Genomic DNA, 19,936 nt, shown 5'->3' on the forward strand with positions numbered 1-19,936 from the left:
TTCAAATCTCATTGGTCCGTTTCCTAATCCATGCTATACTGGTATCCATATTGTTTAAGACAGAGATGGAGTGAGCTTTCAAAAATGGATACGCCCGATAGAGTCACGATAGAGCGCTCATCGACAGCCCGCAAGGAGACGCTTTCGCTCCGAATATTCAGTTTCTCCGCCTACTCGACAGCTGCGATGGTCGTTGCCTTTATACCGCTTTACTTTCTGGACAGAGGTTTTTCGGAGCAGCAAATTGGCATTATTTATTCAACCGGGCCCTTCATATCGATTTTTGCAAATATCATCCTCGGTCTCGCCAGCGATAAATACCGAACGATTAAAAAACTGCTTATGCTATTGTTATTCGGACAGCTCGTCATGATATCGCTGTTATTTCCAATAGAAAATTTTGCGCTGGTCTGTGTCGTTATGATGGGCTTTTATTTTTTTCAAACGCCCATCAACCCATTAAGCGACAGCCTGCTGTTGTTATCCAGTCAATATACGGGAACGCCCTATGCCCTCATCCGGATTTTCGGCTCGCTTGGCTTTGCGGTAACCGCATTCACCTTCGGACTTATATTGAAAGAAATCGGCTCCACCTGGACTTTGCCGCTTGCTCTAACCACGATTGCCGTTACGCTGATTTTAACGACCCGAATCAGGGATTATCAAGGAAGCGCGCGTAAAATCGATTTTTCCGGTTTTTTCAAGCTTTTACGCCAACGCGACGTGCTGCTGTTTTTTTTAATTATCCTGACCATCTCCATCCCCCACCGGATGTATGAAGGTTTTCTAGCGGTAACGATGCGTCAAATGGGGGCCAGCGATTCTCTTGTCGGTCTTGCTTGGCTCGTTTCCGCTTTGAGCGAAATCCCGATTTTGTTCCTGCTCGGCAAATACGGCCATAAATTCAAAGAGCTTCCTTTGCTGATGATTGCTTCTATTATGTATGCCGTAAGATTGTGGCTGCTCAGCGATATACAGGATCCGCGCTGGGTGATCGCGACGCAGGCGATGCACAGCATTTCGTTCGGCATTTACTTCTCTACGGCGCTCCGTTATCTTTCAAGGCTCATTCCCGATGAGTACCGTGCGTCCGGCCAGGCAGTATATGCCGTTATCTGGACCGGCCTGGCAGGCGTAATCAGCGGGATGTTCGGCGGTTTTATATACGAGCATTTCGGACGCGAGGTATTTTTCAAGATGGGTGCCGGCTTTGCCATTGCGGCTGCCGCAGCTTTCCTTGCCAGATACTACTTCGGCCGGACAGAACGGTAATAAAACAAGAAACAACAAAAGGGCTGCTCTTAGCGTCGAATACCACACGCTAAGAGCAGCCCTTTCTATCGTGGAATGAACAGCCTATTCCGCGATTTCAAAATTCGAATAAACATCCTGCACATCATCGTTGTCTTCGAAAGCATCCATCATTTTTTGAAGCTTTTCCGCGTTCTCGCCTTCAACCTTGACCATATTTTGCGGCAGCCAACGAACGCCGGCATTTACGAACGTAAAGCCTTCCTGCTCCAAGGCATTTTTGACCTGCTCGAATTCATGCGGATGCGTCAAAATTTCAAAGCTGTCGTCATTAACGACAACATCTTCTGCACCTGCTTCAAGCGCAACCATCATCATGGAATCCTCATCGGTTTCATGCGCCTCGCGATCAACGACGAGCAGCCCTTTGTGGTCGAACATATAGCCGACGCAGCCGCTCTCTCCCATGTTACCGCCGCGTTTGTTAAACGCTGAACGAACATCAGCTGCCGTACGGTTCCGATTGTCCGTCAAGCATTTTACCATAATCGCTACGCCGCCTGGGCCGTAGCCTTCGTACATGATATCCTCATATTCAACGCCATCGCCGGCGCCTGCCGCCTTTTTGATCGCACGTTCGATATTATCATTCGGCATTTGCTCTGCTCTTGCATTGGCAATGGCTGTTTTCAACCCGAAGTTCGCATCCGGATTGGGTCCGCCTCTGCGGGCTTGAACGTAAATTTCACGTCCCAGCTTGACGAACTTGTTATTTTTAGCCTGATCGGCCTTCCCTTTACGGTCTTTGAACAATTTAAATTTCATTATGCTCGCTCCCCTGACAAAGTTTCCAAGCAACAGTTTATCACCGCTGATAGGACTTGGTCAATGAAAGCGAGATCAAACATTCATTATATAAACGGTTAACCATACAAGCTTAAACAACTGACGTCTTCCATTTCGAAAAAGCTCGTTTCGCGATGAAGCATGGTCATCGTATAAATGATTAATTATACTTTCTGACATTATAAGAAAGGACTCCCTGTTGCCAGGGAGCCCTTTTCCATCGTTTATTCGCACATTGTTCCTATAGTTTAGTGACGTTGGCCGCTTGAGCGCCGCGGTTACCCTCAGTAATGTCGAATTCGACCGCTTGCCCTTCATCCAAAGATTTGAAACCATCGCTTTGAATCGCCGAGAAATGTACAAATACGTCTTCTCCGCCCTCTGTTTGGATAAAGCCGTAGCCTTTCTCCGCATTAAACCATTTAACTGTTCCTTTCAATTGAACAACCTCCTAGATATGACCGCCGTTTAGAACGGCGAGTAGAATTATTATATCGATCCGAAATCCAAAAAGCAATTAAAGTAAAATTTTCAAAAAATGACTGGATCCAGGAATAAATGGCAGTCTCGATGGGCATAATTCCGTTTTGCCTCCATTTGCCTTAATGAAATCCAGCAGCTGATCAAGCTCGGGATATGGCTTCCAGTCCAAAGAAATCAGGGGATAAATACGAATTTGACCGCCTGGCTTACAAATCCGCATTAAATCCATAATCGCATGTATATGAAATTCAGGTCCGAATTGGTTCGCATACAAAAACATAAAATGACTGCAAAGAATCAGTGAAAATCGATCATCGCCAAAAGGAAGCTCCGGAAGCTTGCCCGCTAGGTAACGATTAGATTGTCTGCTGTCCAAAACATTCGATTTGAACAATTCGATTGACGTTTCCCTGCCTGCCCTATGCTGCTCTATCGAACCATAATAGCTCCAATCGAAATTCTCCTGCAGCTTGGCAAGCTTTGCGGTCGATGTCACGATTTCCTGCACGGCCTCTGAAATCCATTTCTCGATCCCGGCGTCGTATCGCGGATCTACAGCATAAGCGGAATACCCTCTCGCATTCACTTCTGCCGTAAAGGAAGATCCTCCAGCAGCTACATCGAGCACCTCTCCCTGCGCCAAGTCCGAAGGCTCTAAATCAAACATCCTCACATACTCCTCATAGCTTCTGCATGTCATAGCAACACCGATTTGCTCATAGCTCATCTTACTCATTCCTGCACTCTCCTCTTCTCGTCTCATCTCTTCTCATCTCAGCAAAATCCGCGCCAACGACATCAGCTTCTTATGGCCCCATATTGATTACCGCCGCCATAATGGCTATGATGATAAGAATACCATAATTAACTACTAAAAGGATGAAAAAAAACATGTTCAAAAAACACGAAATCTACAAAACCGACAAATACAATATGCTGACGGTAGAAGTACAAGGCAAGACGCTTATCGTAAGGGAGATTTCCGATCAATGGGGCGAAGACACGCATACGTTCATCAGTCGTCCGGAAATGCTGCACTGGGCACAAAACCGCTTCCGCGCAACCGACTTTGTTGGCCGCGAAGAAGAGCTTGAAGCCATCATGCGTGCGTTAAAGGAAGTATAAACCCGGAATTTCCGATGAACGGGCAGGAAAAATTAACCTGTGCGGCGAACATATCGTTACGTATCCGCGCATAGGTACAATTAGACTGCTGTCCTTTTTTAGCCAGTTCAGTATCAGGAGGATTTACTCGCAAATGGATGCTACAGCTTCAATTATTTTTATCATTGCAGCCTTCTCGCTTGGAGCGATCGTCATTATGAAGCGCGACTCCTTGCCCGCTGGCCTGCGCCGAGGTCTTGCACTCGTTTCCATCGCATTTATTGCGTTTGCGTTTTTTATGATCGTTTATGCATTTTTTACGATGGGTAAAGCTTAGCCGGCAGAGCACTGAATATTCATGATCCTCTGCGGACATAGTAGAAACAAACTGTGTCCCGAGGTGATAAATGGATGAAATGGCTGCCTCTGCTGCTTGCTTTAAGCCTGGTACCGGGAGCTGCTCCTTCCAATCAGGCAGCTCCCCAAACCGGGCATGCCTCACCAACCTTAACCATACCTAGGAGGAATTCGATGAATCACGTACCTAAACGATCAGAATCCGCACCTGAGACCCGCTGGAAGCTTGAGGATATTTTTGAAAGCCAAGCGGCATGGGATAAGGAATATGCGGAAGCAAAAGCACTAATCAAAAAAATACCGGAATTCCAAGGCAAATTGGCCGATGTCGCCCAGCTTAAAGCCTGCTTTGAGCTTGAAGACGAGCTTTCCATGCATGTGGAACGACTTTATGTATACGCAAATATGAAGCATCACGAGGATACGGCGGAAGCGACTTATCAAGCTCTATCCGATAAATCCAAAAAAATCAGCGTTGAATCCGGCGAAGCGCTCTCCTTTATTACGCCTGAAGTGCTAAGCCTCTCGGATGAAAAGCTGGATGCCATCATTTCCGATGAATCCGTGGCGAAATTCCGCCATACGCTCGAGGAAATGCGCCGCCAAAAGGCTCATGTCTTATCTAAAAACGAAGAAGCGCTGCTTGCGCAGGTCGGCAATATCAGCTCCGCTCCGGGAACGGTATTCAACATGCTGAACAATGCGGATCTCAAGTTCCCTAAGGTGAAAAACGAGAACGGCGAAGAAATCGAGCTAACGCACGGCCGTTACATACAATTTCTCGAAAGCAAAAATCAAGATGTTCGCCGCGAAGCGTTCAAAGCAGTATACGATACTTACGGCAAGCTGAAAAACACGCTCGCAACGACCTTGACATCAAACGTTACAAAAAATATTTTCTACGCCAAGGCCCGCAAATATGATTCCGTTCTGGATATGTCCCTCTACGGTGACAACATTCCGAAGGAAGTGTATACGAACCTAGTCGATACCATCCATAAGCATCTTCCCCTTATGCACCGCTACATGGAGCTTCGGAAAAAGCTGCTCGGCTTAGACGAGCTTCACATGTACGATTTGTTCGCGCCGCTCGTTGATGAATTTAACCTGGACATCACCTACGAGGAAGCGAAGAAAACGGTAAGCGAAAGCTTGAAGCCGCTCGGCGAGGATTATTTGAAGGTCCTGCAAGAAGGCTTTGACAACGGCTGGATTGATGTTTACGAGAATGAAGGCAAACGCAGCGGCGCATACAGCTGGGGCGCATTCGGTACGCATCCGTATGTTCTTCTCAACCATAAAGACAATTTAAACAGCATGTTCACGTTGACGCATGAAATGGGTCACGCGCTTCATTCCCATTACTCGGACACGAATCAGAACTACCGCGATGCACAGTATACGATTTTCCTGGCAGAGGTTGCTTCTACATTGAACGAGGCCCTGCTAATGGATTATCTTCTGAACAAGTCTACAGATCCGAAGGAAAAAATGTACTTGCTGACTTATTACGCGGATCAGTTCCGTACGACCGTATTCCGTCAGACGATGTTTGCCGAATTCGAGAAAATCATCCATGAGCGCTCCGAAGAAGGCGAGTCGCTGACACCGCAGGATCTTAACCAAATTTATTATGATCTAAATGTCCAGTATTACGGCCCAGGCATGGTCGTTGATAAAGACATCGAAATGGAATGGGCACGCATTCCCCATTTCTATAACAGCTTCTACGTGTACAAATACGCGACAGGCTTCTCTGCTGCGACCAGCTTTTCCAAACAAATATTGGAGGAAGGCGAGCCGGCAGTCGAGCGTTACCTCGGCTTCCTGAAGAGCGGCGGCAGCGACTTCTCGATCAACATTTTGAAGAAAGCCGGTGTCGACATGTCTTCTCCGGAACCGATCGAGCAAGCGATGAGCGTATTCGAAGAACTGATCGGACAAATGGAACAGCTGACGAAATAGCTTATATTTAGAAATGACCGTCAAGGGGACTTGGCGGTCTTTTTATTGTTTTTGCAACTAATTTCCGACTTAGCCCGTCCAATGGAAATAGAAAATAAATACATAATAGTAAATTCGCTGCGTTATGGTTCAAGCAGTAAACTCAAGGAGGCAAAATGAAAGCAAAAAGAATAATCGCGGTCTTGCTCGGATTAATCTTTATATGTTGCGTATTGGAGTACAAAGGCATCATTTGGCACAATAGTATTTTTGCCATGAAGTTTGAGGTTAAAGGTCTTGACGTTTCTCATTATCAAGGATACGTGGATTGGAAGACGGTTACAGAAACGGAGAAATACCAATTTGTCTATATGAAAGCGACGGAAGGAAATGATTTTACGGATGATACCTTCATGCAGAACTGGGAAGGCGCCAAAGAAAACGGCATTTTGACTGGCGCTTACCATTTTTTCTCGGCAAGAAGCACGGGCGAGCAGCAGGCCGATCATTTTATAAGCGTAGTACAGCTGTAAAGATAATGATTGTAAGCATCGCCTTCAATCTCAATGATGCTTGAAAAAGCAAACCCGCATTTTTGAATGACTCTGTTCGACGGGTGATTGGTAAGCAGGGCTATCGCATGCAGCTCGCTGATATCGGTATTTTCAAACAAATAGTTGATAAGGCCCTGCACAGCTTGCGTCGTATAACCTTTTCCGCGATGATGCTTGGAAATGGCAAACATGATTTCCCTGCCCGGCGACGGCAGCTCCTCTTTGATTCCTGTGCAGCACCAACCGATGAACTCCCCCGTCTCCTTCAATACAATGCCCAGCCGCAATCGGAGCTCTCCAATGCGCCCTCCAGCTGCAACCGCGCTTAGGAACTGCCTGTTCTCTGCGATTTCGTAATTGGCCAGCCAGTCTTGACGTGTCTCCCTAGACACGTTCCAGCCTGGCAGCAGCTCATATATTTCCGGCTGCCAGGTCAGTGCTTGCAGTGCATCCAAATCTGCTAAGACATACTCCCTTAAAAATACAGCATCGCAATCAACGATAAACCGATCATCTGCGCAAATCATACAGAGAAGCTCATTCTCAGGCGTAACGACTCCGTTTAAAAAACCATCCAAACAAAAAATCTCCACACCGCATTTGCGGCATTGACCCACCTGTTCTTGCATAATGCCTCCTTGTGATTATTAAATTTTTGAAATTAGTGCCCTATTTCGGAAACTTTTATAGCAGTTGCATTCCCATTCTCCAGTCAGCTATAACCAAAAAATATGAGCCCGGACTAGTCGGGAGAATCTTTTTGACTTTGTCCAACTCCATCGCTAAAGATGTGAATATGGCGCTTTCGCTATTCATGTGTTATAAACGACTAAAAAATGTGTCCTCCCCTATAAATTTTATTGAGCTCCCGGAAATATTCTTCCTTATCGAAAAACAACCGGGGACAATCATCGAACCATTCCACTACCGTCCCAATCCAATCATAATCAGCTGCTAATTGTTCACCGGTGCTGTGGTCAATGCCTATTTTCTCAAAGCGAACTGCATCGTGCTCAACATGAAATTCCGCAACGATAAGAGTACAGTGAAAATCGCAATCATCAGGGCACATAAGGATAGGCAATACTCCCTTTTGCTGTACGTATCTCCTTCTCAAAAACTCAATTTCCTCGGAATGGTTTAGCCAATTGGTCATGGTCGGGACTAAGCCTAGCAAATCTTTTCCAGGAAATTTTTGATCTAGCCACACATCTAGCTGAATATCGTTTATTACGATATTTAAATGCTCATTCTTGCAATATTTGCTTTTCATATTTTTCACTTCGATCCGTTCGTTACGTTTATGCTCCATCGCACCATTTCCCCTAGTTCACTTCTGAATCCATTGTTTTTTTATGAAGACCCCAGTCGCGCAGCTGCAGCAGTACCGGGAAAAGGCTTTTTCCAAGCTCCGATAAGGAGTATTCAACCTTTGGCAGAATTTCATGATATACCTCCTGAAGAATGAGACCTTCTAGCTCCAGCTCGACTTACGCTCCGGATTGCATCTTCTATTATGGTTATAGCATATGAAATGAACATTTACACTATTTTCTAAAAGCTGATATGGAGTGGAAAGCAGTGACGGTAACGGAGAAAAAGAAGGTTTGGTATACGGGGCTTCAGCCAAGCAGGGAGGCGCAGTTTCGCTCGAACTGCTGCATAACGGCTATGAGGTATATGCGGTGGCACGGACAGAGGAACAAATTGAGCAGCTCCGTGCAGCTGGCATAACAGCCTTTCGGGGTGATTTAAATGATACCGGGTCACTATATGAGGCGATTCAACACGTACAAATCGTATATTTTCAGCTGCCGGTAAACTTTGATTTACCGCTTGTTCGCCGTTACTTTCAAAATGCGGTCGATACAGCCAAACTGGCAAACGTGGAGCTTCTTGTCGTTAACACGAACGTATTTGTACCCAAGAACCTTACGGATTCGGATGCCATTGAAATCAAACGGGAATTAAAAGCGTATGCTCGCGATAGCGGTTTGCCGGTCATTTTTCTGCAGCCAACGCTCTACCTCGAAAATCTCTATATTCCGGGAGTGTTCGAAGAAAATGTGCTTGCATCCCCTGTTCCTGCGGATCATCCCATTGCATGGGTTAGCTTAAAGAATGCCGCAAAGCACGCGTCATATGCGATCAAAAGTCGGTTTGAGACCAAACGGCATCATAAGTGCCCATCACAAATCAATATAAAAAAACGGCTCAAGGGCACTCATCTCCCCTGAGCCGTCTATGTTTCCGGTCATAACATCCACTGACCGATTGCCCATGCCAGCACGCCTGCGAACAACGACGACAGGAGGTTCACCCTGTCGTTATTCAGCCAGGCGAAGCCGCGCACTTTCACCGCCGCGCTGCCGCAATGCGCGGCGCGTTCGATTTCGCTGCCGCATACCTGGCAGCGAAACATGGCCTGGCCGGTTGCGCCGAGCAGCGAGTCGGCGAAGGCACCGGCCAGGCCGGCGGCGGCCGCGGCGGCGATGTATGCCGCCGCTGCGACTCCGCCGCCTGGCGTACCCGCAGCAGCCTCTGCCGGCTGCGGAGCCGCCAGCAGCAGCGCGGCAACGGCGCCGATGAACACGGCGCCTGCGAGCGCTGCTGCGCTGCCGAGCGGCGTGACTCCGCCGCTCGTGCCTGCCGTTACCGGCTTGCCGCTCGTGACCGACCGCGGCGCCGTCCTGCTAAGGGCACCGATCTCGGTGGCCCAGGTATCCGCATTAACGGCTGCCATCACGCCGATGTACGCGAACAGCCAGCCTTGATCCGCCCAGATCGCATTCGCGGCGCAAAGGATCAAGCCCGCGCCTCCGTTTGCCCAGACCTGGCCGGCATCGCGCCTGCCGGTCTTCTCATATTTTGCTTCAGCCGTTTCTTTGGCATGATGCTTCCGCTTCCATTTGGACAAAAGGCTGGAAGAAACAAAAAAAGCGATCAATAAACCGAACCAGACCGGTTCCCCCAGCGTAACGAAGCCTGTTCCCATCACGACCGCCGACCACGCGCCTGAAGCGGACAACGAGCGTACGCCGTAAGCAGCTGCAGCGATCAATCCGCTGCCGAGTAAACCGGCAAGGAGCCGAAGCCACCAATCATCTATCCATCCAACCATATAACGAGCGACCTCCTGCTTGTGGTGTTAGCAGCTAAACGCGCACTACGCGCAATTCATGCCAACGCTCCGGATAATTCGTGCAGATCAGAAGCTCGGGATCGAGTGCGGCGATTTTTCGCATGGCTCGTTTCTCGTTAATCGTCCAAGCCATGACTTGTATGCCGGCTTGTTTCATAAGCGCGAACCGTTCCTTGTTCAGCTTCGTGTAGCTGATGGAAAGAAAATCCGTACCAAGCTCCTTCATCTCCTTAGGCAGCGTATTCCTCCAGCCGTCAATAATGAGACCGGTGCGAATTTCGCTTGCGAGCCGTTTCATCCGGTATAAGGTGCCTTCATGGAAGGACGTAATGACCACTTCCTTCATCGCATCGTAGGCTTCAATGCATTCCAATACCTTCTGCTCAATCATGGGGTAACGGATTCCGTCTGTTTTCAGCTCGATATTAAGCTTACAGCGACCCACCGCCTCTTTGAGCACCTGCGCAAGCGTCGGAACAGGCTCGCCCTGATATTTTTGAGAGAACCAATTGCCCGCATCCAGCGCTGTCAGCTGCGCAGCAGTCAAGCTTTTTACATCGCCTTTCCCATTCGTCGTTCTGCGCAGCGTGTAATCATGGATAACAACCGGCACATGGTCTTTCGATAGATGAACGTCGATTTCAATCCATTCCACGTTTGGATCATCCAGGGCTAACCGTATAGCTGCCATCGTATTTTCCGGCGCGCGGCTGGACCAGCCTCGGTGCGCTACGCACGGATTATTCATGAAGCGATCATCCTTTCAGCAGGTTCATTATTCAGGCTTGAGCGCGCCGTCTTCCCCCAGCGTTACGCCAAAAGAAATCGAGCTGAGACGGTCGAGTACCGCTTTTGCCTTTTCCCCCTCTAAGGGAGTCGGCTGCGCATTGACCGTAAACATCGGATGGAATGTCATTTCGCAATCACCGCTTTTTGTGCAAATAGCATCCAGAACGCCTGTCTCGCCTGCCGTTTCCTTCGGATAAGAGGTAAAAATAAAGTTTCCTAAACTGTATGCGATCCATTTGCCTTTATACATTTCAAAGCCTTGCAGCACATGCGGATGGCTGCCGATGACGAGATCCGCGCCCGCATCAATATATTGTTTGCCAAAATCCTTCTGGTACGGCTCGGGCTGATCAACCCGTTCTTTGCCCCAGTGCACCATGACAACGACGATATCCGCAACTTTATTCGCTTTAGCGACAGCTTCCAGCGCCCGCCGCGTATCATAGCTTTCAGCTACCCCCGCAACGTTCTTGTCCGCCTTCCACGAGGAGAACGGAACGACTCGGCTCAGTCCGATATAAGCGACCTTAATGCCGCGAACCTCTTTGATCACGGGCGCAAAAGCTTCCGTATCGTTATTGCCCGCACCCATATGCGATATGCCTGCTTCATCCAAATAGTTCATCGTGTCGAGCATGCCTTCAACACCTTGATCGAGTGCATGGTTGTTAGCCAGGCTCATAATGTCAAATCCGGCATCACGCATCGCTGGCAGGACATCCGGCGATCCTTTGAAAACATATGGCGTTCCTTCAACCGGAACTCCCCTTGCCGTAATCGGAAATTCCAAATTTCCGGCGGTTAGATCCGGCTCGCTTAAATAAAGCATCGAGGGTTTGTACAGAAAAGGATAACCTTCCTTATCCGTTATCGCGCTCACATAGTCAGCGACCAGCAAATCGCCGACGAATGACAGGCTGATTTGATCTTCATTGACCCCCGCCTCGCCTGGCTCCGTTACCGTATTTTCATCTTCTGAAACAGGGGGCTCGGATTCGTTTTCACTCGTGTTTTCAGACGCGTCTACATCTGCAGGCGCATTCAGATCTTCCGCCGTATCGGTATCGGAGACATTATTGGTCTCCCCTGCCCCATCAGGCTTTATCGCTTGTTCCTGATTTTTATTATCGCCTTTTGATATGCCAAATACATCTTTCAATTTATCTGAATTCGCTGCCGCAAGCCATGCGCCAATCAAGATAATAATGACGCCTAGAAGCGTGAAATTAATCATGATAAGCCTGCGAAGCCGCTTTTTACGCTTCAGCTTGTCCTGCTGATACGCTTCGGAACGTGAGATGGACATGGAAATAGGCTCCTCTATAATCGATTTAAAAGTCTTGTATCGTTAGACTCTCCTATTATAGCAATGAACCACCTTCGAGAGGAAAACAAATCTTGCATTTTAGTCTTTTAGAATAGCCTGCGCCGCTTCCTTGCCCTGCCTTATGCAATCCGGCAGACCGACGCCGTCGAAAGCCGCTCCCGTTATCCAGACGCCTGGCAGTTCCCGTTCAAAACGATCGCGCAGCTGCTTCATATTCGTAACATGTCCCACCGGATATTGCGGCATCGAGCGCGGCAGCCTCGTTATTTCTACAAACGCAGGTTCTGCTTTAATCCCCATGGTTTCTTCGACATCGCGCCGTACGGCTTTGATCAGCTCGGCATCAGGCAGATTCACGCTTTCCTCATCGCCCGATCGTCCGACATAACAGCGCAGCAGAACCTTATCGCTCGGACTCGTATGCAGCCATTTATTCGACGTCCAAGTGCAGGCCGTAATATGCAGCCCTTCCGAGCGCGGCACCACAAACCCCGATCCGTCAAAATCAATCCCGAATGTCGCTTTATCAAAAGCCATCACGACATTCGCTACCGAGACATAATTGACCGCGCGCAGCTCGCTGCAATCCGTCAAAGGCTCCAGCAGCTCTGCTGCATTATAAGCTGGGGCTGTCATAACGATTCGGTCTGCCAGCAGCCTCTCGCCGCTATCAAGTACAATTTCGTACCTTGCTTGGTCTTCTTCCAAAGCGGTATCGTTAGCTGCGTCCGCCGAGATGTCCGTTTTGCGATTTATCTCAATGACCTTCGTGCCGAGGCGCCTCTCCGCCTTGCTCAGCGCACGGTCAAGCGCATTGACTAGCGTACTCAAACCGCCTTTAAACGTCAAAAAGGTACCGCCCTTAGCAACGGCCGGCAAAGCGCCTGCTGCTGCGACCGCCTTGCGGTTATGCTGCATGCCTCGAATCAGGCTTCCATGCTTGCGCTCCGATGCAGCGAACTGCGGAAAGGTCGCCTGCAGGCTAAGCTTCTTTAAGTCGCCGGCATAAATACCGGCAAGCAGCGGCTCGGCGATTCGGCGCATCACTTGATTGCCCACGCGCCGCTCAAGAAAACCGCCGAGCGATTCATCCGTTTGCTCCTTGCGAACCGGCAGCACTAAATCCATTAACGCTCGCAGCTTTCCGCCCCAAGACAATAAACCGGTTTTCACGAATGGCGCAATCTCGGTCGGTATGCCCAGAACAAGTCCTGCCGGCATCGGAAACAGCTTGCGTTGATGCAAAATATAGGTTTTTTTCGCTCCTGGATTCGTTGTCGTCAGCTCGTCTTCCAGACCAAGCTCCGTTGCCAAATCAATGATGGCCAGCTTGCGCGCCAAAAAAGAATCCGGTCCTTTCTCGATGACGAAGCCGTCACGCTGCAGCGTATTTATTTTTCCGCCAAAGACAGGAGCACTGTCTACGATTGTCATTTCAAGCTCCTTGCCCTGCCGCTCCGCTTCCCGCTGCAAATAAAAAGCGGAGCTCAGTCCGCTGATCCCTCCGCCAATAATGACAATTCGATCAGGTTTTCCGATTCTCCGCATCTCTTTCATTCCTTCCCGTGGCCGGCCAATGCCTCAATGACCGATTCCGCCAACGTTTCCATATATAGTGGATCGCGATTCAGCATCGCGATACGATCCAAGGTCATATCCAGCTGTTTTGCAGCCGCCTGCGCTTCGATATCAAGGTCATACAATACCTCCAAATGATCCGATACAAAGCCCACCGGCGCAACGAGCACCGCTTTAACGCCTTCTTCTGCAAGCACGGGCAAGGTTTCCAAAATATCCGGACCGAGCCACGGTTCCCTTGTGCGGCCTGCGCTTTGCCAAGTAAACTGCCAATCCTTCACATTCGCTGCTTTAGCTACCGCAGCCGATGTCTCAAGCAGTTGCTGCTCGTAAGGATCGCCCATCTCCCGAATCTTAACAGGCAGACTGTGCGCGCTGAACAGCACCTTTACGTTTTCTTCACCGTTAGATGCATCCGCCAAACGGGCAAGTCCGTCCACTACTCGGTCTGTTAGGGCCTGAAGCAGCTTAGGATGCATATGATACTGCTTCACGAAAGTCATCGTTATGCCAAGCTCATTCGCCTTTTCTTCCGCGCGCTTAATATAACTGCCGACGCTCATAGTTGAATAATGAGGCGCCAGCACGATTCCAACTGCTTCCGTAATGCCGTCCTTTGCCATTTGCTCGACACCGTCTTCGATATACGGCTTTGCATGCTTCAAGCCCTGATAACAGCTGTATTTGCCAGGAGCCAGCTGCTCCAGCTTATCCTGCAAGCCGGCTACCTGCCCGTTTGTATTTTCGCGGAGTGGAAACACGCCCCCCACAATGGCTTCGTACCGGCCTTTCAGCTCGGCGAGCAGCTCAGGCGTCGGCGCATTCCCGCGTCTGATATGCGTATAATAGGTTTCTACGTCATCCATAGATTCCGGCGTGCCATAGGACATGACAAGCACACCGATCTGCTTCGCTTTATGTTCAGACATGACTTGCCTCCTTCTGGCTGCGTGCTGCAATGGCTTTATTCGAATACGAATGTACAAATGCAGTCAGTTCAGCAAGTTTCTCAAGCGAAGCTTCAGGGAAGAGGCCATGGCCCAGGTTGAAAATAAAACCAGGCTCTTCGATTCCGCTGTCTATGATTTCTTTCGCATACGATTCAATGACACTGATCGGCGCCGTCAGAATCGTAGGATCCAAATTGCCCTGTACGGCGAATCCGTTATCCAGTCTTCTTCTTCCTTCCGCAATCGATACGCGCCAATCAAGACCGATCACATCAGCCTTTACTTGGTGCAATTCGGGAAGCAGCTCTCCTGAGCTCACGCCTGGAAAATAAATTTTCGGCTGCGGCAAATCCGACAGCTCCGCGAAAATGCGTTCGATCGTCGGCAATACGAATTGCCGGAAGTCCGCAGGCGTCAATGCGCCTACCCAGCTGTCGAACAACTGAAACGCTTTGCCGCCAGCCGCAATATGCGCGCGTAAATAAGTAATGACCATATCGCCAAGCTTACGCATCAGCTCATGCCAAAGCTTCGGCTCGCTGTACATCATTTCCTTCGTGCGCAAATAGTTTTTCGAAGGCCTTCCTTCTATTAAATAGCTCGCAATCGTGAACGGCGCTCCCGCGAATGTGATCAGCGGAACTTCAAGCTCCCGGTCCAGAATCCGAATCGTCTCGATAACGTGACTGAGGTCCCCTTCAACGTCTATGGGTTTAAGCCGTTCAATGTCAGCCGCGGAACGAATGGGATTCGCTATGACTGGGCCGATGTTTGCGACAATATCAAAGTCTATTCCGATGGAAGCCACCGGGTTCATAATGTCTGAGTAAAGAATGGCGGCATCCACGCCCAGCTTGCGAATCGGCATCATCGTCACCTCGGCAGCAAGCTCCGGTTGTTTGCAAATTTCAAGCAGTGAATATTTTTCTTTTATTTTGCGATAGTCAGGATCGTATCTTCCGGCCTGACGCATGTACCATACAGGTATTTGATCAACGTGTTCCTTCTGGCAAGCCCGTATGAAACGGTCGTTATAAGGCATTCCCGTTCCCCATTTCTATGTATTTTCCTATGCTTCCATTATGCCCTTTTTCGGCAAACCTAACAACCGCCGTCACCAAGGTTCCTATGACAATAGTATGACAATCAGCCTTTGGTTGCATGAAGGATGAATGAAAAAAAAGAGGACTTCATAAATAGGAGCTTAACGCCCCGCTTACAAAGTCATCTCCCAATGCCTATTCGGTCTTAATTAAGCCGCTGTTTCGGAGAGGTCTTCCGCTTCGCTTTTCTTAGTAAAGGAATCTGCAAATTGCGGGAAAATATAAGTTTGAATGGTCATTCGCAAGGAAAGCACTGCTTTATCCTTTTGAATAGAAGCAAAGGTATATAAGTCAGGATAATCCTGGTTAATCGTTTCTTTGCTCAATTCGGCCATCGTCCATTTTTGCAAAGCGAACAGCCTTGGGTAATTGTGCAAATGATCGATAAACAGCAGCATATTCGGCAAATGTCCAACGACATTGACTTCAAACGAGGTCGATACCGTACCGTTTGGGCTCACGCCGCTCTCTGCCGTCTGTCCTTCATCATTCCCATTCTTTTGCGTGATATAGCCTAAGGGCGTACCAGACATTTGGGCCAGCTCGCGAAAAATTTCAATATTAACCGAATCTGCCCTCTTTACAGGCACGCGGTTCAGCAGCTCTTCTATTTGAACATCTGTTATTTTTTCGGTTGCATATTCACTTTGAGCCGTTTGCAGCGCAGCGCTGTATTGTACGACGCCTTTCTTGGCTTCCTTCAGGTCACCAAGCTCCGGCAGTACGTATAGGAATAACGCCGCGACATTCAGAATGGCAAATACGGTTATCGCAATAACGTACAGCATTTGGCTTTGCGTTAACGGCGACTTGAACGGATTCAACTTGATCTCCATCGTTATTGAGCTCCTTTCGCGTCTGAAAGTTCAATGTCGAGCATCAGCTTATATACTGCTTTTCTTGTTGTCTTGATCGCTTGTCCGCTTGCAGTATCTGATGGCACAGCCTCCGATGTCGTTTGATCATCCGGCTTTTTAAAGAATGAAGTTAAAGCCACATCCTTCAAATCTTCTTCTTGTTCCAGCTTATGCATATAGTCGGTAACTTCCAGTGCCGATTTGAAATCCAGCTCCAGCTTTAATTTCGGTTCGTCCTCCACGCTAATCGTCACGATTTTGGTTGTCGATGGCAGATGGCTGATGATCGCTTTCAAATAGGGCTTCCATTCGGTCCGCGTCTGTTCCAGCTCCGCTAATATGGACTGTGCCTGGTTATAACCGTCAACTTTTACTTTCAAGTCGCCGCTTTTGCGGATTTGATTGATTTCCTGGTCGAGGCGCAGCCTCTCCAGCTCTACGCCGTCCGCTTCGGAATGCCATGCTGCAATATAATAGATTTGTGCGCCTAGCAAAAGGACCAACATTATCAAAAGAAGCGGCATAAGCTGCGGATTACGCGAGCTTGACTTTTGCTTCGCTGGCAATAAGTTAATGGATTTCATGCGTCCTTCCCCCTTAATGCAAGCCCTAGCGGCACAGCATAGGTCGGGATGCTCCATACTTCCGAGCTTTCGGCTACAGGCAGCTGCTCCCAATGGAACAGCGATACAGGAGGCGTTAGACTGTCATCCATTAAAGCCGCCAGCTTGCCGATTTCCGGCACATCTCCAGAGAGCCAAATCCGGCTGAAGGTTCGCTCCCCTTTGTTTAAATTATAATAGAAGAAATTCATTAGGCGCTCCAGCTCGGCGATCAAATCCTGCGCGGCATTCAGATAGGTTTGCTCAGGGCTGGCAAAGTTGTCCAGCCAAGCGTTTTTCTCCGCAGCAGGGTCATTAACGTAGGTTTTGAAAGACACCTCGACATTGCGCGTTATTTTGAAATGACCATCCTCGATAATGGTAATGTCTGCATTTAATTCGTTTACGTTGACGATCAGGTTAATCCCATCTGTCTCGAGCAAGCCCTCTTCTATTAGCCGCAGCAAGGAAAAGGATTTAATCTCGATGCTGCACGGAATGAGGTTCAACTGCTCAAAGACATCCACATAATCCTGTAAAATACTAGTCGGTGCGGCAACGACCAGCACCTCGCATAAATTCGCCCCCTCTGCCTGGGCATCCTTCGGGTCTGCCTCCGTTCTCGGAAGTTTAATGAAGTCGTAGGACGGATCATCGAACGCCATGCTTAAATTGTTTTTCATCTCAAACTGTACAAGCTTCTTCAGCTCCGCGTTCGCAATATCTGGGAGTTTAATGCTTCTCACCATCGCTGTCTGGCTCGGAATCGCAAAATGTGCGTATTTCGTACCAAACCGTTTAGAATCCAACGCCGATTTCACTACAGCTTGCAGCTTCTCTTTATCGATGACTTTGCCGTCATCAACGATGCCTGCCGGTATTGGCACTGCGGCATAGTTTAATAACCGAATGTCTTTTTTTCCTTTTTGCTGAATTTCGCATATCTTCACTTGGTTATCCGTAATTTCAATGCCCAGGGTTTGGTGCCCGTTAGCTAGTCTTCTCAATATGGATTGGTTCATCTCTCATCCCCCTCAAGGCAGCGTACCTTTTAACCATTATTTAATACAAATGCTTTCTTGCTTGTTTCCGGAATTAAGATCATTGGTATACCAGCTTTCCGCATATTGCGGATTAAAGGAGGTCGTTCCCCCTACATAAAAACCTTTCATCCTGTTTTTCTTCCAATCACTCGTTAGATTATGGAACGTTGCATTCTTAAACACGAGCAGCATATTGCCGATATCGAGGCTGCCCACAAGTGTCCAGTTGTCAAACTTAAGATCGGTTTTGGATATGAGGTTTTCGCCGATTTTAATGGTCACGTCTGATTTCACCGTATTTAGAAAAGCAATGCTTCCTTTGGTGACGAATGAACCGTTAATATTGAACGTTTTCTCCAGTGTGCTCTCAGCCGTAAAGTTCCCTTCAACGACAACGTTCCCTTTTACATTAAAATCATGAATCGTATTTTTAAATAGAAAAATGCCTTTTACGAGAATGGATCCTTGTACGTTAAAGTTTTGTTTTATTACGTCAGTGAAAGTAAAGTCATTATTTACGATAACATCCCCGCCAATAACGAAGCCGTAAACCGTATTGCTGAACTTCAGGTATCCGTTTACTTTTAAGGAACCCCCGATCGAAAACAATCCCGTAACGTTATTTCTTGACTCGGCAATCGGATGCAGGAACTCCATGCTGCCTTTTACAGCTACGCTCTTTTTGATATCGAAGCTTGCAATGCCGTTTGTTGCTTTTATATTTCCTTTTACGACCATTCCGCCGTTCACATGCCATTGCAGTATCGTATTGTCATAATTGATATCCCCGGCAACGAGAATATCGCCTTTCACGGTAATGTTTTTAAGCGTGTTTTTTACGGTCAGGTTACCGCCTACGATCAGGTCGCCTTCAATAACGATCGTGTCATTTGTGCCGCCATCGCCGATAACGACATTCCCTTTTACGATAACATCTTGGTTAAACGTAATTTTTTTGTTGGTATTGAGCTCCCGGAAGCGTAAATTCCCGCCGACTTTTACGTCTCCGTTAAACAGGATTTGGGCATCTACAATATCTTTAAAATATAAATCTCCGTTAGCGACGACGGAGTTTCCATTGCTGTCTACGCTCACGACCATATCCTGCGTGATTCTCGTGCTCGATGAGCCGGCAATATTTACGTTACCCGCATTGATAATCGCTGGTCCCGTTTGATATTTGGACACATCGCTTGCCGTTACCGTGCTGCTAAGCGCTGCCGCCTCGTTAAAGCGATTATCAGTGAATACATTTTGGAATGCATTTGCAATCGCGGCCGCCGAATTGTTTATATAATAATCAGCCGTTCCACCGAACCAGCCTTGAAACTGCTGATCGGTAAAACTGTTCAGAATATGCGTCAACGGCAGGGTTTGTCCCGTTTCCGGCTGGATATAACATGCCGCGAATAATTTATTGTTTTGCGCAGTCGTGCTGTTTTTGAGCAGAACCTTACTGCTTGTACCAGGTACTGGAGCTGTTGGCGTTGGCGTCGGACCTGGTGTCGGCGTCGGTGTCGGCGATGGCGATGGCACAATGACAACCGGCGGGGCCGTAGGAACAAATAGCGGTGTCAGCGAATACTTGAGCGTGCTTGCTCTTACTTGATTACCTACGCCGTGATCGGATTGAAAAGTGACCGCTACCGGCTTATTTGCGCTGTCCCGCACAACTTCAGCGTTTACGTTCAATTCATCCATTTGGTTTATGACTTGCACGAGCCGCTCAATGTTTAACTCCGTATTGGCAGATTCATCAAATGCTTTCATATCCTCATACATTCTAGCGAACACCGTCATTCCCGAATGCGCCTCGGTAAACGACTTCTCCGAATTGGCATTCGTCTTGGCTTGCAGCAGACCGATATTCGTACTCATAGCAAGCGGTGCAACAACAAGAGTAAGCATGACGATAAATCCAAAAACGAGCATTAACGTGCCGCCTTTTTCAGACTGTCTAGATTTTGTCATTGCCTTTTCCTCCTTATACATATTATTCTAGGAGT

The 19,936-nt window shown here is 48.2% G+C and carries 22 protein-coding genes; 6 read left to right on the plus strand and 16 right to left on the minus strand.

From position 1 onward, the window contains the following. The first annotated feature begins 84 nt into the window (after nt 1–84). Nucleotides 85–1,272 (plus strand): MFS transporter, encoded by a 1,188-nt coding sequence (locus ACN6MW_RS01680; RefSeq protein WP_419873935.1) that lies wholly within the window; start codon nt 85–87, stop codon nt 1,270–1,272. Between the two features lie 84 nt (nt 1,273–1,356). Here ACN6MW_RS01680 and ACN6MW_RS01685 read toward each other — a convergent pair whose 3' ends face one another. The 3 genes from ACN6MW_RS01685 to ACN6MW_RS01695 all read right to left on the minus strand — a co-directional run bounded on the left by ACN6MW_RS01685 (nt 1,357) and on the right by ACN6MW_RS01695 (nt 3,316). Then, nucleotides 1,357–2,076, minus strand: coding sequence for a YebC/PmpR family DNA-binding transcriptional regulator (locus tag ACN6MW_RS01685; RefSeq protein ID WP_364149370.1), 720 nt, complete (start codon nt 2,074–2,076; stop codon nt 1,357–1,359). Between the two features lie 262 nt (nt 2,077–2,338). Continuing rightward, nucleotides 2,339–2,536 carry a cold shock domain-containing protein gene (locus ACN6MW_RS01690; RefSeq protein ID WP_053376915.1) on the minus strand — a complete coding sequence of 66 codons (198 nt, stop codon included), beginning with the start codon at nt 2,534–2,536 and terminating at the stop codon, nt 2,339–2,341. A 78-nt stretch (nt 2,537–2,614) separates the two neighbouring features. After that, nucleotides 2,615–3,316 (minus strand): class I SAM-dependent methyltransferase, encoded by a 702-nt coding sequence (locus ACN6MW_RS01695; RefSeq protein ID WP_419873936.1) that lies wholly within the window; start codon nt 3,314–3,316, stop codon nt 2,615–2,617. Nucleotides 3,317–3,471: 155 nt separating this feature from the next. On the opposite strand from ACN6MW_RS01695, the gene ACN6MW_RS01700 reads away from it, so the two are divergent. The 4 genes from ACN6MW_RS01700 to ACN6MW_RS01715 all read left to right on the plus strand — a co-directional run bounded on the left by ACN6MW_RS01700 (nt 3,472) and on the right by ACN6MW_RS01715 (nt 6,518). Continuing rightward, complete coding sequence (locus tag ACN6MW_RS01700) at nt 3,472–3,705, plus strand: hypothetical protein (RefSeq protein WP_308997409.1); 234 nt, start codon at nt 3,472–3,474, stop codon at nt 3,703–3,705. Nucleotides 3,706–3,838: 133 nt separating this feature from the next. Continuing rightward, entirely contained in the window at nt 3,839–4,021 is a 183-nt protein-coding gene (locus ACN6MW_RS01705) for a hypothetical protein (RefSeq protein WP_419873937.1), read from the plus strand. A 194-nt stretch (nt 4,022–4,215) separates the two neighbouring features. Continuing rightward, complete coding sequence (gene pepF / locus ACN6MW_RS01710; RefSeq protein WP_364149375.1) at nt 4,216–6,006, plus strand: oligoendopeptidase F; 1,791 nt, start codon at nt 4,216–4,218, stop codon at nt 6,004–6,006. A 155-nt stretch (nt 6,007–6,161) separates the two neighbouring features. Beyond that, nucleotides 6,162–6,518, plus strand: a complete 357-nt coding sequence (locus ACN6MW_RS01715) for a glycoside hydrolase family 25 protein (RefSeq protein WP_419873938.1) — start codon at nt 6,162–6,164, stop codon at nt 6,516–6,518. Here ACN6MW_RS01715 and ACN6MW_RS01720 read toward each other — a convergent pair. The 3 genes from ACN6MW_RS01720 to ACN6MW_RS01730 form a co-directional block, all read right to left on the minus strand. Further along, nucleotides 6,491–7,168, minus strand: a complete 678-nt coding sequence (locus ACN6MW_RS01720; protein ID WP_419873939.1) for a GNAT family N-acetyltransferase — start codon at nt 7,166–7,168, stop codon at nt 6,491–6,493. The genes ACN6MW_RS01715 and ACN6MW_RS01720 overlap by 28 nt on opposite strands. A 200-nt stretch (nt 7,169–7,368) precedes the next feature. Beyond that, on the minus strand, nt 7,369–7,851 hold the full coding sequence (locus tag ACN6MW_RS01725; RefSeq protein ID WP_419873940.1) for a hypothetical protein: 483 nt from the start codon (nt 7,849–7,851) through the stop codon (nt 7,369–7,371). 13 nt (nt 7,852–7,864) lie between these two features. Next, entirely contained in the window at nt 7,865–8,023 is a 159-nt protein-coding gene (locus ACN6MW_RS01730; protein ID WP_419876244.1) for a winged helix-turn-helix transcriptional regulator, read from the minus strand. A gap of 87 nt (nt 8,024–8,110) precedes the next feature. On the opposite strand from ACN6MW_RS01730, the gene ACN6MW_RS01735 reads away from it, so the two are divergent. Continuing rightward, nucleotides 8,111–8,776, plus strand: coding sequence for an SDR family oxidoreductase (locus ACN6MW_RS01735; RefSeq protein ID WP_419873941.1), 666 nt, complete (start codon nt 8,111–8,113; stop codon nt 8,774–8,776). A gap of 17 nt (nt 8,777–8,793) precedes the next feature. Here the strand turns inward: ACN6MW_RS01735 and ACN6MW_RS01740 are convergent, their stop codons facing one another. The 10 genes from ACN6MW_RS01740 to ACN6MW_RS01785 form a co-directional block, all read right to left on the minus strand. Beyond that, complete coding sequence (locus ACN6MW_RS01740) at nt 8,794–9,660, minus strand: DUF92 domain-containing protein (protein ID WP_419873942.1); 867 nt, start codon at nt 9,658–9,660, stop codon at nt 8,794–8,796. Between the two features lie 34 nt (nt 9,661–9,694). Further along, on the minus strand, nt 9,695–10,429 hold the full coding sequence (locus ACN6MW_RS01745; protein WP_419873943.1) for a glycerophosphodiester phosphodiesterase: 735 nt from the start codon (nt 10,427–10,429) through the stop codon (nt 9,695–9,697). A 27-nt stretch (nt 10,430–10,456) separates the two neighbouring features. Continuing rightward, nucleotides 10,457–11,776 (minus strand): CapA family protein, encoded by a 1,320-nt coding sequence (locus ACN6MW_RS01750; protein ID WP_419873944.1) that lies wholly within the window; start codon nt 11,774–11,776, stop codon nt 10,457–10,459. Nucleotides 11,777–11,875: 99 nt separating this feature from the next. After that, nucleotides 11,876–13,345 carry a protoporphyrinogen oxidase gene (gene hemG / locus ACN6MW_RS01755; protein ID WP_419873945.1) on the minus strand — a complete coding sequence of 490 codons (1,470 nt, stop codon included), beginning with the start codon at nt 13,343–13,345 and terminating at the stop codon, nt 11,876–11,878. A gap of 5 nt (nt 13,346–13,350) precedes the next feature. Then, nucleotides 13,351–14,304 (minus strand): ferrochelatase, encoded by a 954-nt coding sequence (hemH, locus tag ACN6MW_RS01760; RefSeq protein ID WP_419873946.1) that lies wholly within the window; start codon nt 14,302–14,304, stop codon nt 13,351–13,353. Beyond that, the gene (gene hemE, locus ACN6MW_RS01765) at nt 14,297–15,367 is read right to left on the minus strand and encodes a uroporphyrinogen decarboxylase (RefSeq protein ID WP_419873947.1); all 1,071 of its coding nucleotides are present in this window, start codon (nt 15,365–15,367) and stop codon (nt 14,297–14,299) included. Before hemE ends, hemH begins: the two co-directional genes overlap by 8 nt. 210 nt (nt 15,368–15,577) lie before the next feature. Beyond that, entirely contained in the window at nt 15,578–16,264 is a 687-nt protein-coding gene (locus ACN6MW_RS01770) for a hypothetical protein (protein WP_419873948.1), read from the minus strand. A gap of 2 nt (nt 16,265–16,266) precedes the next feature. After that, a complete protein-coding gene (locus ACN6MW_RS01775; RefSeq protein WP_419873949.1) occupies nt 16,267–16,869 on the minus strand; it encodes a hypothetical protein in 603 nt (200 codons plus the stop codon). Further along, entirely contained in the window at nt 16,866–17,909 is a 1,044-nt protein-coding gene (pilM, locus tag ACN6MW_RS01780; protein ID WP_419873950.1) for a type IV pilus biogenesis protein PilM, read from the minus strand. Before pilM ends, ACN6MW_RS01775 begins: the two co-directional genes overlap by 4 nt. Nucleotides 17,910–17,945: 36 nt before the next feature. Then, nucleotides 17,946–19,901 carry a hypothetical protein gene (locus ACN6MW_RS01785; protein ID WP_419873951.1) on the minus strand — a complete coding sequence of 652 codons (1,956 nt, stop codon included), beginning with the start codon at nt 19,899–19,901 and terminating at the stop codon, nt 17,946–17,948. Nucleotides 19,902–19,936: the final 35 nt, after the last annotated feature.

Source organism: Pristimantibacillus sp. PTI5 (genome assembly GCF_048572955.1).
In the GTDB taxonomy this organism is placed as follows: Bacteria; Bacillota; Bacilli; order Paenibacillales; family Paenibacillaceae; genus Pristimantibacillus.